Below are 12,630 nucleotides of genomic sequence, written 5' to 3' on the forward strand. Positions count from 1 at the left end.
TGCTACCCCCACAAACCTTGCTGCGCAAGGGAATCCTGCAGGGGTACGCGGGTTCGCGTCGAACCGTCCCATTCCCAGTTCGTCACCAGCACGGCGGGAACCCCGTCCACCCTCGACAACTGCGCGATCCGCAAGCCGGGAACCTCCGGGTAGCAGCCCCATTCGCGTTCACTGGTCAGCACCACGTCGAGGTCGAAGGCGGCGAGCAGACCCAGGTACTTCGCCCGCGCGTTGTCGTCGACGCCGGCGAAAGCCTCGTCGAGGGTGACCAGGCGCGGTGCGTTCGGGTTACCGGCCGAGGCGTAGTGCGACGATGCCGCAGCGAACAGCGGCACGCTGGCGGCGAGCACGCGCTCACCGCCGGAGGCCGGTCCGCTCGCCGATCGCCATTGCCCGTGTTGGTGCCGCTGGATCACGAACCGGTTCCACTTCCGGTAGTCCAGCGCCTCCGTCAGGTGTTCCAACCAGGTTCCGGCCGTGTTCCGGGCGCGGACCTCGGCGATCTGGGCCTGCAGGAACCCGCCGACAGCGGCCCTGTCGTCCGCCGACCACGCATCCGACGTTTGCCGCAGCAGCCGCTCCCTGGCTACCGCAAGCCCCGCTGGGCCGTCCTCCAGCGGCCGCCACAGCAGCCGTAGCTGCATACCGGTGCTGGTCGGTCTGGCCGCCAACTCCTGGTTCATCAGCGCCACCTGTGTCTCGGCCGCCGAGATGAGTTCCTGCAGAGTGCTCGCCACCTCGTTGACCAGGTGGTTTTCCAGGGTTTCCCGTTCCCGTTCGTTGAGCAGCCGCTCCCGGTCGGCGACCTCGGTGGCCAGTGCCTCGGTCAGTTCCGGCACCGACGCCGGTCGGCCCTGGAACTCGATCTCCACGACCACGCCGTCCTCGCGCAGATCAGCGGAAGCCCGGTTACCGTGCCGCGACAGCGTGTCGTGCAGCGCCTTGTGCTCGTTGTTGACGCGGTGCTGCGCCCGTTCCCAGGCGTTGTCGTCGTCGGTGACGTCGGCGAGTTCCTCGTTGACCCGGCGGGCCAGCCGAACCGTGGGGACCGGGGCCCACGGTTCGGCCGCGTCGGGGATCTCGAGCTCCGGCAAGGCGATCGCCAACAGCCCCGTCCCGGCGAACCGGCGGAACAACTCGGCCGCCGTCGCGCGTTCCTCGGCCGCCTCCTTGAGCCGTTCGCCCAGCTCTTCGCGACGCCCCTTGGCCGCCCCGCGCTGCTCGATCGCGCGATCCCGGTCCAGCCCGGTCTGTTGCTGGCCGGATTCGTTGTCCCGCAAGGATTCCGCGACCTCGGCGAGTTGTCGCTGCAGCTCGGCCACCGCCGCGCCAACGGTGCTGCTGAGGGTGCGCTGATGTTCGTCGGCGGCAGCGGCCTCGTGCTCTGCCGTGCCCGCGCGGTCAGTCAGCTCTTCAACCGTGGACTCGGCGTGCTCCAAGTCGACCACAGTCTCCCCGGCGTGCCTGTCGGCCTCGCGGACTGCGTCTACCGCTGGCCAAAGGCCCGCAATGACGACGCGGTACTCGCCCAGGGCATTGTCCACTTCGGATAGTTCGGAGCGTGCGGTGGGAAGGCCGGCATCACCAGCACCCTCGTCCAGCGCGGTTCGGGCAGCTTCCTCGACCGCGGTTGAGGTCACGACATCCTGTTCGGCTTTCGCCTGCCGCGCGGTGAGCCGCTGGTGTTCCTGATCAAGTGAGGCCAGCTGCGCGTGTGCTTGACGCAACCGTGTGTCGCTGGGCACCGCCGCGACTTCCTCGGCGAGCTTGGCCTTGCGTTCCTCAAGCCGTCGGCGTTCTTCGGCGACTTCGGCGAGCTCAGCCTGCACGCGCGCGAGTTCTTCGCGCAGCTCGCCAAGCCGGGCGCGGCGAGCCGCTTCGCGCGCGCCGCGCCCGATGTAGGTGGCGACTGGTTTGTGCCACGCGCCTTCCAACACCCCGATCTGGAACCGCCCGTCCGGGCTGACCCAGGTCTGTCCGTGCTCACCGAGCCCGATCGAGGCAAGCACGCTCATGACCGTGGCGTCGGAAACCGCGTCGGCGTGCGGGTCGGCTCGGTCCACTGCTGGTTTGAGCAGCGCACTCAAGTTCACCGACGCGGGTTCGCCGGTCCGCAGCAGGACATCGTTGGTGTCGGTGGCCCGGAGCTCGCCGCCTGGCGTTACCCAGGCGTCGAGGATTCCGGCCGCTTCCAGCGCGGCTTCGAGCCCGGCCCGGCGTGCCTCGTCGACGTTCTCGGCGAAATCCACCAGCCGCCATAGCGGCGCACCCGGACGCCCTTCCCGGGCTGCGTTGTCCCTCGTGTGCGGAACCGGTGGGGCGCTGTCTTCCCCGCTTTCCAGCCGCTCGATCTCGTCGGTGAGTTCGGTCCTGCGCTGCCGACCGGCGCGTTCCTGCGCTTCGAGATCGGCCGCCGCCGCGGCGAGGTCCCCGGCCGCCGCGTGACCGGCAGCGCTCACCGCCGTCGCGGCAGGGTTCGGCCCGGCGAGCGTCTCCACCCACAGCTCCAACTCGGCCATGACTGCGGCAAGATCTGCGAGCCGGAGTTCCGTCGCGTTCTCCAGGTGCTCGCGCACCGCCGACACCAGCTCGACGCCGTTTTCCCGCAACCCGTTGTCGGCGTCGACGCGCCGATCCGCCAAATCTGCGGCTTCCGCGTCGAGCTCTGACACGCGACGGCGGGCAGCCGCGAGTGCCTGCACAGCGTGCTCGACCGCCTGGACCAATCCCGTCACGTGTTTGATCGCTCGCTGCTGTCGAACCGCGAGCTGCTCGGCAGCTCGGCGCAGCGCCGCCAGATCAGGTTGTTCGTCCAGCGGACGATCGATGTCCTCGGTGTGCTCGACAGCAATCCTGGCACGGTCGGCGACGTCGACACCGGAGCGTCGGACGCCGGTCAGGGTCTCCCGCGCGGCGGACAGCCGCTGCGTCGCGGCTTGGTGCCGATCGCGTTGCGTGGCCAGCCTGCCGACTGCGAGGTTGCGTTCACCGGCGATCCGCTTCGCTTCGCCTGCCAGCCTTTGTGCATGCTGCCCGGCTAGTTCCAGTTCGCGCGCGCTGCGCATTTCCGGGCTGGCGCGCAGCGCCTCATCCCGAGCCTGCAGTCGTTTCCGGGTGGTAGTGAGCTCGGTGAGCTTCAACCGGATCGCGGTGAGTTCTTCCTCGGCTCGGGTGAACTCGGATTCCGCCGCACCCAAGTCGCGGCCGACCCGCTCGTAGTTCGCCTGCGCGAGGCGGGGCTGCGCCGCCCGCCGCCGCGCCGCGATCCGCGCGTACCGGCGGTAGTGGGTGAGGAACGACTGCGCGGCATCGCGTGCTTCGACCATCGCGGCCAGCGCCTCGCGGTCTTCCTCAAGACTGCGGAAAGCTTCGGCGACATCCGCGATCAGCGCTTGGTCCAGCATGGGCAACGCTTCGGTTAGCGCCTTGGACAGCGCCTGCTCGCTGGGGCGTTTGGACAGTTGCGGCTGGCGGAGCTGGATGAGCAGGTCGACCAGTGCACCGTAGCGCTGCTCGCCGAAACCGAAGAAACTCTCGTCGACGGCACGCCGGTAGTCCCGAGCGCGGTCGTAGACCGTGCCCTGCTCATCGAGCGCGTCGATCAGCCGGTCCCGGGAAAGTGCGGTTCCGGTCGCATCGACCAGCGCCAGGTCATCGCCGATCCGCTTGCTGGTGACAAAGTACCAGTGCCGCGCGATTCCCTTGCCGGACACCGCTTTCAGGCCACAGCCGATGGTCCGGAACACCGCTGCACCTTGCTCGTCGACGCGGCCGAATTCGAGCCAGGTGTAGCCGAGACGCTCCGGATGCGGATGTTCGCCGCCGAGCAGCAGGTTCCACTCCATCCGCTTCTTCGGGTCGGCATCCGGCTCGACCCGGTGCGGCGAGAGATCACCATCGAGCAGGAAGGGAAGGGTGAGCGCGAGCACCTTGGACTTGCCCGTGCCGTTGTTACCGCGCAGCAGCAGCCGGCCGTCGCGGAACCAGAACTCCTCGGCGTCGTAGTAGAACATGTCGATCAGGCCGGCACGCAGCGGCTGCCACCGCTGCACCGCGGGTTCCGGCAGTTCTCGGGTCATTTCGCTTCCTGGAGGGTGGGTTCGGCCAGCGCATAGCGGGAGAGAGCGGGCAGCGCAGTGACGAAGCCGTCCGCCCGATCGACCAGCCGCAGCGCCTCCAACCTGCCCAGCGCATTCTCGGTCAGTTCGACTTCGGCGCCCGGATCGGTTGCGTTGCGCCGCCAGTAAGTGCGGTGCTCGTCGCCCTTGCGCCGGAGATACCGGTGCAGTTCTTCCAGCGGCACGGCGCGGTTGGGGTGCTGGGCGAGGTGCTCGGCGAGCAGCAGGGTCGCGTGACCTTCGGTGCCGCTTTCCGGCATCCGGACGTCGGTGAGGTCATCGAAAGGATCCACCATGGCGATGCCCTCGGCGCGCGCCTCGGCCACCAGACCCGTGAGCTCGGTGATCCGTGCAGTGATGGCGGCACGCTGGCTGGTGAGATACGCGCGCTCCGCATCGCCGAGTCCCTCGTAATACAACACGGGTTCGTCCAGCAGCCGCCGCGTGAGGCGATGCCGGATGCGCTGGTTGCGCAGGTCGTCCGTGGTGGGCGGGATCTCGTAGAGCAGCGCGGCCAAGCGGTCCTCGAATCCCTCAGCCGTTACTGTCGACGGGCCACGCGGAGCGGCGAGAAGGGCGGACAGCACGCGGCGTCGCACGTCGTAAAGTGCGTCGCCGGTGTCTTTGACGAACGCCTCCTCGTCCCCGGCGACCCGGGTGAGCACACCGAGGTCGAGCAACAGCCGCACCACCGTCGCCAGGTCGGACCGCTCCGCCCGGCTGCTCAGGGTGAATTCGACCCCGGCCGTGACGAGTTCGGGATCGGCGGCACCGAGCACGACCTGCTCGGCGAGGCGACCGAGGGTGATCTGCGCGTCGGCGCGTTCCAGCGCGGCCAACGCCAGGCACGTCAAGACGTAGCGGCGGCGACCGAACGGCTGCTTGGACCGCACGTCCCGCGCCGGATGCGTGGTGTCGGTGGTGTCGGCCGGCTGCTTGACGAGCCGGGCGACTTCGCTGTCGATATGCAGCCGCCAGCCGGTGTTGCGGTCGAACCATTCCCGCAGCTCGGGTGCGTACCGGCGGATGAGGACGAACGCGGGGTCCGTGGCACGAAGCAAGGGACGCCGCAGCAGGGCCCGGGCGGCACGGCGCATCTCGTCGGCGCGGGAGGCCGACATGGCATCGCCGAGCGCGCTCATGCGCTTTGCTCCACGTGCTCCTCGACGGTCAGATCGATGATCTCCACCAGGTGATCGGGCCCGCGGAAGACCCCTTGCGGCGTGTGGATCTCGGCTTTCCGGCCGTCATCGAGGGAAGTGAGCCGGATGGTCATGGTGCCATCGGTGGTAGTGGTGATGACCGTATGCTGACCTGGTGCGCGCGCCGCTAGGGCATCGCCGAGCAGGTGGAGGAACAAGCGGAACGCGGCCGGGTCCAGCTCGCCGAGATCGGTGAGGCGCGTGGGGTGTTCGGTCACGAGAGCGCGCCTGGCCGCCGCGGTCTCGGCTGCCTCCTTTGCCGCGAATTCGGCTAGATACTGGCGCTGCGCCGAGCGGTCGACGATCCGGTTGGGCTTGCCGCGACGTTCATAGCTGCCGGTCTTCCGCAAGCGCGGACTGATCTCCAGAGGAGGTGCCTGCGCCCATGGAGTGTTCGCCGGAACCGGGTTGTCCGCTTCGTCGTTTTCGGCAACCAAGTGCCGCGACGGCGAAAGCCCGAACGCAGCACGCCACAGCCGATGCATGTCCTCCTCCCTGGGTGCCTGCGCGAACCAGCGTGCCAGGCTGCGGAAATCGGCGGACCGGTCGGAACGCCCGGCGCGGCGCTCGTTGAGGGTCGCCACCACCTGCAGCAGTTGTGGAATGGCCGTGCGAGCCCGGGCGCGAAGCAACTTGGCCTGACTGGGATGCTGCGGCTCGCTGATGAACCAGCCACGGAAACCACGCCAACGGTCAAGCCAGCGCAGCCGCCCGCGTTCGAACTCAACCTGGCGCGGATCGTCCCCATCCTCGCCCACGCCGGGGGCGGCATCGGCGGCTTCCCGCTCGGCAGCCACGTCCAGCAACCGCGCGACGCCGATCTGCTCGATGTCGCCGACCAGCGCGGCGATCTCTCCGCCGGTGGCGACCAGATCCTTGATGAAACGTTCCAGATAGTCGATCAACCGGTCTTTATAAGCACGAAAGGCGTCCAAGTCGGCGTCGTGCAGATCGATGGTGCGCTGCAGCGAACTCATGAAGGCTTGCGCGTTGTCGGCGAGATCGGTGAAACGGTCGACGAGCGATCGCAGCGACAAATGCACCTTCGCCGGATCAGGGTCATCCTGATGCACCAATTCCAGCAGTGCGCGAAGCTGCGTTGCGATGTCCGTGAGTGCAACGGCCTGCAGAGCCCCGCGCCTGCCAAGGGCCTCGTCGTAACTGGCGACCGCCTGCTCGGCAGCCTCGCCCGCATGCGTGAGCTGGTAGAGGAACCGGGCGCGGTGGAAGTCCTCGACCGTGGTGACGCGGCTGGTGTCCGGATCGGCGCGAAGATTCCCCCAATCCACCAGCCTCGAAAGCGCATCGACGATGGACGGCAGGTCCCCACCGATAACCTCGTGGACATCCTCGGGCCGAAGGTGAACGATGAACCGAAGCTTGGCCCGCACGAAAGAGCCCATGATCCGGCGGTAAAGCTCAGCATTGGGCGCACTGAGATGAGCGAAAGGACGAAAATCGACCTCACTCAAGCCTGTACCCCTCTCTCGAAGACCGCATTCGAGGGTACGGCAAGCCCTCGGGATGCCACCGCCACCCTCACCGATTCCGTGGGCGGCCTGAGCCGGGAGCGCCGGCGCACGGTCACGCCGTGTTCGCGGTAGGTGCGGCGGACCTCGGCGCACACCCCGGGGCGACTTCATCGGCAGGCGAAGTTGTGCCAGATCGCGGCGGCCAGGGCCAGCACACGCTGGGCGACGCCCCCTGTTCGGGGCACGTCTGCCGATGGCCACCTTCGCGTGGCGGAAGAACACCCGTGAGCGTTTGTGGGTGCCATAGCACCCAAAAACACGCACGGCGTCCTTCGCTGCGGATCATGGACGCCCTCGCCTCATGCCCGCAGGAATTCGGACTTATTCGTCTAGGCCTGGTGGAGCACGCCCGAGCGGGCGGTGCCCCAGATGGGGATTTCCCGCAGTTCGGTCGGGCTTACCTGGTAGGGATCCTCGTCGAGGATGGCGAAGTCGGCGAATTTGCCCGGCTCCAGGCTGCCCGCGGTGCGCTCCATTCCGAGCATGTGCGCGGCATCCACCGTGATGGCGCGCAACGCGCGGTCAACGCCGATGCGCTCACCCGGGGCGAGCACGGTTCTGCCATCGGCCCCGAAGCGGTTGACCGCCACCCAGGCCGCGGTGAGGGGGTGCATTGGCACCGCGACGAGGGAGAAGTCCGAGTGGAGGGCGAACGTCACGCCCTCGCGCTCCAGCGACCCGAGCCGTCCCACAGCCTCTGACCTGTCCGGGCCGTAGCCCTGGTGGCTGTGCACGTGGCTGCGGTAGTGGACGAAGTAACAGTTGACGCTGGCTTGCGCGCCCAGTGCCTTCATCCGCCGGGCCTGGTCGGGCGTGCTGATGCAGTAATGCTCGAGGGTGAAGCGGTGATCGAAGCGAGCACGGGTGTTCTGCAGTGCCGCCAGCGCGTCGAGTGCGGCGTCGATGCTCTCGTCCCCGTTGGCGTGGCAGTGGATCGGAATGCCCGCTTCCCAGAAGGGAAGCATGCGTTCGTGCAGCTGCTCCCATGGCACGTCGTTGCGCACGCCGTTGCTGAGATCGAGATAGCCGGGGAAGCGCACGCGCAGGGACATGGCGGGAAACGAGCCGTCGGCGAGGAACTTGACTCCGTGGAAGAAGAGCGTTTCGCTGTTGCGCCCGTGCAGCTCGGCCAAGTGGTGGGTGGCCTTGGCGCCGTGCTGGTCGTGGAGGGTCATCTCGTAGGAGACCAGCGCCATCCGCACAGGTGTGGTGGGATCGTTGAACGCGGCGTCGTGAATGCGCCACTCGTGCTCGGGGTCGGTCAGGCCGAACAGCAGCTCCGCGGTGGTGGTGACGCCCGAGCGCACGGCCAGCCTGGCCATGTCGCGCAGGCCTTGTTCTCCGGTGTCCTCCACGAGATCGGCGGCCGAGCGGCCTACGGCAGCCTTGTGCGCGGCGAGCTCGATGAATTGGCCGTTGAGCCGGCCATCGTCGTACCGTCCGACGCCGTGCACGGTGCTGTCCTCGCCGACGTGCGTCGTCTTCAGCGCGGCGCTGTTGGCGTACAGGAAATGCGGTGCATAGGAGATGATGAACACCGGCCGATGACCCACCACCGCGTCCAGTTCGTCGCGATGCAGGTGCCCGCCTTGGATGGCCGGGTCGAATCCCCAGGCGACCAAGGCCTTGCCGGGTGGCATCTTGTCGTCGAGGGCGCGCAGCTCCGCCACGACGCTCTCGCGCGTGGGGTGTCCCGGGTTGGTACCGCACGGACCCGGCGAGTCGATCGGGCCGACGTAGGGCACGCCGAGGTAGCCGGAGGAGAGCGCGAAGTGGGTGTGCGGGTCGATGAAGCCCGGCATGATGACCTTGTCGCGCAAGGTGTCGTCCACCTCGTAATCGTGCCGGTCGAGCCACGGCTTCATCGATTCGACACTGCCAGTGGACAGCACTCGGCCGTCCATGACGGCGACGGCGGACGCACTCGGACGTCCCGGGTCCATGGTCAGCACGCGCCTGGCGGGGAAAACGGTGATCTTGGGGCTCATGAGGACATCGCTCCAGGGTGGAAAGCCGGGTTGGGGTCGGAGAGAGAGCGGCGAGAGGTTTCGGGAATACGCCACGCCGCGACGAGCGCGACAACCGAAGCGAGCACGAGGTAGTAAGCGGGCGCCAGCGGGTCACCGGTCGCCCCGATCAGGAACGTCGCGATGAACGGTGCCGTTCCGCCGAACACCGCGTAGGCGAGGTTGTAGGTGAGCGCGGAGGCCGTGTAACGAACCCGCGTGGGGAACAGCTCGACGAGCATCACCGCGGTCACGACGTTGCAGGACACGGCACCGAGTGCCAGCAGCAGTTGGCCGACGATCGCCATGGCCAGCCCGCTGCTCCCGGCCAGCAGGAACGCGGGAAGTCCGCCGACAACCAGGAGACCGGCGGCGGTGAACATGGTCATGCGCCTGCCGACCCGGTCCGAGATGCGGCCGACGGCCGGGCACAGCGCAGCCGCGAACAGCAGGGCGAGCACATTGGACAGGAGCGTGGTCGATGCGTTGTGGCCCGCGGTGACCTTGAGATAGGTCGTCATGTAGGTAGTGAACATGTAGAACGACAGCGCGGTGGTGCAGATGAACAGCCCGAGTTTGGCCATGGATCGTCCGTGCGATCGCAAGGCTTCCCGCACCGGTGCCGAGGCGACCGCTTCGTTGTCCGATACCTGCTGGAAATCCGGTGTCTCGTCGAGCTTCTGACGGATGTAGAAGCCACACACGCCGAGCGGTGCCGCGATGAGGAACGGGAGTCGCCAGCCCCACTCGGTCATCGATGCGGCGCCGAGCGCGCCGCTGCACGTGAAGGACACGATGCCCGCTGCGCCGAACGCGGTGAAGGTGCTCACCGGGAGGAAGCTCGAATACCAGGCGCGCTTGTCCGTGCGGCTGTGCTCCAGTACGAACGCGCATGCGCCGGCGTACTCGCCACCGGTGGAGAATCCCTGCACGCAACGGATCAGCACGAGCAGGATCGGCGCGACGATGCCGATCGTGGCATGGGTTGGCAGGATGCCGAGGGCGACCGTGGATCCGGCCATGAGCAGGATGGTGATGGCCAGGGTGCGTTTGCGGCCGATGCGGTCGCCCAGCGCGCCGAAGTACGCCCCGCCGATGGGACGCAGCGCGAAGGCCACCGCGAACGCGGCGAAGGTCTTGAGCAGACCGGCCGTCGGGTCGTTGCTGGGGAAGAAGTTGGTGGCGATCTCGGTAGCGAGGAAACCGTAGAGGGCGAAGTCGAACCATTCGACGAAATTGCCGATGGATGCCGCGTAGATGACCTTGCGCAGCATCTTCGCTTCTTGGGCGTCTTGCTTTGTCATGGCACCTTCTAGGTGGCTGGTGTGTTCCGGGAAGTACCCGGCAGGTGCCTCGAACTTCGAGGCTCGGCGTGGACTGGATTCGATCGGCGACCGTCTTTCCGGCCGTCTACGGCGATCTCAGCCCTGCAAGATTTGTCCGAATTCGGTCTTTTGATGAAAATGAGGCCGTTCGACACCAGTCACCTAGGGTCAGTTGCTGGTGAAGACGCACTCCTCAGCATTGACAGCGCACTGGATCTCGCGGACCGCCACGCGCGAAGGGTCCTCCGACGCGTACTCGAGCGCGCCCTCGAGCCAGGCCTCGAACAGGTAGCAGGCCCTGTCGACGGATCGCGTCGAGCCCGCTACCGGCAGCAGCGCGGAATGCGCCACCCGTACCTGCAGCACACCGTGGCCGGGGTCAAGTTCGTCGATCTCGAAGCGTCCCCACCCGCGGCGGCTCAGGCGGTCCAGGTAGTGCCGCACGATCGCGGCTCCGGACAGCCCGAGGCGCGTGGCCTCGTGGGCGCACCAGTGTCGCGCCGAGCGGCGGCCGGCGCCGCGGAACAGCTCGGCGGAGGAGTCCCGGCCGACGTGCCGCTCCACGGCATCCAGGTTGTTCACGAGCAGGTGCTGAGGCACCAGCACCATGGGCAGACCATCGACGCTCCACCTGCCTGTTTCGGCATCGACCTCGACCGTTACCGGCAGCTCACGTGTCCCGGAGTTCTGCATGCAGAAATAATACAGAGCGCCTAAGATGGGTCAAGGGTCGCGAAATCGCTATGCCAGGATGGTCGACATGGGACGGCGGCAGCGGACGCAGATGGAACGGGCCTATGCAGAGATCAAAGCGCGATACATGACGCTGCGCCTCGCCCCCGGCGAGTGGGTCGACGACATGCAGCTGAGCCAGGAGCTGGGGCTGAGCCGTACGCCGCTGCGCGAAGCGCTGTTCCTCCTCGCTTCCGAGGGGCTCATCCAGGCCCAGGCGGGTGGCGGCTTCACCGTGCGACCGCTGGACATCGCCGGCATCAGCAGCCTGTTCGAAGCGCACATCGTCACCGCGAAGGCGATCGCGAGACTGGTGGCCATTCGCGCTCTCCCCGAGGAAATCACCGAACTCCGCGAGGCCGATGCGCTGGTCAACGACGGGATCCGGCGACGGTCCGCGCCCGATATCGCCGAGGCCAACGCCGCGCTGCACAACCTGGAAGCCCGCATCGCGCGGAATGAGTACCTCTCGGCGCTCGCCGCCCGGATCTACGACGAGGGGCAGCGGCTGGGTTACCTCGCGTTCGGTGGCGCGGAGGACTGGAACGCCAGCCGCCTCGATGACCACTTCACGCGGGTCAGCCACGATCACTCCGCGCTCATCGACGCCTACCAGGACCGCGACCCGGAGAAGGCGGAAACCATTGCGGTGAGCCATGTTCGCCTGTTCCGTGAGCGCATCCTCACCTACATCGCGTCCAGCGGGGCCGACGAGGTCGACCTCGGCGGCGACGTCATGACGTCGGTCCACCTCACCACCGAAGACCTGCAACGGGCCATCGCGGATGGGAAGCGGCGAGAAGCGAGCGCCTGACCCGCGGACCCCGGTAGGAGAAAGCGCTCGGCCGACGTGCAGCCTGCCGAGCGCAGCCGACAGTCGAGTGAAAATTCGGGGTCGCCGGAAGAGTGCCGATAGCTTGGCGAGGCCCTCGGAGACCACGAATTCGAACGCAGATGGCCGAGGTACGTTCGAGCGGATCGGCGAGGACAACAACGGTGGAGTGTCGGCGGACGAATCGCTGGACACCGCTTGCAGCCACCGCTACGGGCGACTCGACGTCGAGCCGATCGCCATCCGAGATGACACACGAGACGACCGGCCGGGGACAAGGATGCTGGATCCCCGGCCGGTCGTTGCGAGGAGGACACGTGCAACTGCTCCTGCGGATCGGCTTAGCGCTGCTCGCAGTTGGCGAAGGCATCCCCACGTTGTGGGCCGCGCTCGCCCCGTTGTCGTTTCACCTCGGTTTCCCCACTCCGGAGCTCGCGTGGCTGACCGGGTTCCCGCCTTTCAACGAGCACATGACGCGCGACTTCGGGCTGATCGGGCTCCAGTTCGTGCTGGTCGTGGCATACGCCGCGGTGTCGATGCGGTGCACGTTGGTTCGCGTGGTCTTGGCAGCCTCGCTCGTCTTCAACGTTCCGCACCTGATCTACCACCAGCACCACGGTGCGACCGGTAACGCGGTGCAACTCCAGGTGATCTCCCAGGTCGCACCGATCGCACTCGCCGTCCTGCTGCTGATCATCAACGAACTGGCGAACCGGCCGACACCACGAGAATCCACCGCGGAACAGGCGTGACCGCTGACTCGCGTCGGCAGGGCACCACCGTGACGGCCAGCCGCGTACACCGGAAAGCGCATATCGCCAAGCACTACAGGATTGGGCTAATCGTGCGAATCTTCGTCGTCGTCCTCATGGACGGCGGTGTG

Annotated in this window: 8 protein-coding genes; 2 read left to right on the plus strand and 6 right to left on the minus strand. The window is 67.5% G+C overall.

What is annotated here, in order from left to right:
• Positions 1–2 precede the first annotated feature (2 nt).
• The 6 genes from FDZ84_RS25720 to FDZ84_RS25745 form a co-directional block, all read right to left on the minus strand.
• Positions 3–4,079, minus strand: coding sequence for a TIGR02680 family protein (locus FDZ84_RS25720; RefSeq protein WP_168587968.1), 4,077 nt, complete (start codon positions 4,077–4,079; stop codon positions 3–5).
• Positions 4,076–5,260, minus strand: a complete 1,185-nt coding sequence (locus FDZ84_RS25725) for a TIGR02678 family protein (protein ID WP_168587969.1) — start codon at positions 5,258–5,260, stop codon at positions 4,076–4,078. The genes FDZ84_RS25720 and FDZ84_RS25725 overlap by 4 nt, the downstream gene beginning before the upstream one ends.
• Positions 5,257–6,792, minus strand: a complete 1,536-nt coding sequence (locus tag FDZ84_RS25730; RefSeq protein ID WP_168587970.1) for a TIGR02677 family protein — start codon at positions 6,790–6,792, stop codon at positions 5,257–5,259. The genes FDZ84_RS25725 and FDZ84_RS25730 overlap by 4 nt, the downstream gene beginning before the upstream one ends.
• Before the next feature lie 389 nt (positions 6,793–7,181).
• Positions 7,182–8,840 carry an amidohydrolase gene (locus FDZ84_RS25735; RefSeq protein WP_168587971.1) on the minus strand — a complete coding sequence of 553 codons (1,659 nt, stop codon included), beginning with the start codon at positions 8,838–8,840 and terminating at the stop codon, positions 7,182–7,184.
• On the minus strand, positions 8,837–10,162 hold the full coding sequence (locus FDZ84_RS25740) for an MFS transporter (RefSeq protein ID WP_246868420.1): 1,326 nt from the start codon (positions 10,160–10,162) through the stop codon (positions 8,837–8,839). Before FDZ84_RS25740 ends, FDZ84_RS25735 begins: the two co-directional genes overlap by 4 nt.
• Before the next feature lie 189 nt (positions 10,163–10,351).
• On the minus strand, positions 10,352–10,876 hold the full coding sequence (locus tag FDZ84_RS25745; protein WP_168587972.1) for a DUF5943 domain-containing protein: 525 nt from the start codon (positions 10,874–10,876) through the stop codon (positions 10,352–10,354).
• 67 nt (positions 10,877–10,943) lie between these two features.
• Between FDZ84_RS25745 and FDZ84_RS25750 the strand changes: the two genes are divergently transcribed.
• Positions 10,944–11,729: a GntR family transcriptional regulator gene (locus FDZ84_RS25750; protein ID WP_246868421.1), complete on the plus strand. Its 786-nt coding sequence runs from the start codon at positions 10,944–10,946 to the stop codon at positions 11,727–11,729.
• 335 nt (positions 11,730–12,064) lie between these two features.
• A complete protein-coding gene (locus tag FDZ84_RS25755) occupies positions 12,065–12,499 on the plus strand; it encodes a hypothetical protein (RefSeq protein ID WP_168587973.1) in 435 nt (144 codons plus the stop codon).
• The last annotated feature ends 131 nt before the right edge of the window (positions 12,500–12,630 follow it).

This window comes from Saccharopolyspora sp. ASAGF58, assembly GCF_012277335.1.
In the GTDB taxonomy this organism is placed as follows: Bacteria; Actinomycetota; Actinomycetes; order Mycobacteriales; family Pseudonocardiaceae; genus Saccharopolyspora; species Saccharopolyspora hattusasensis.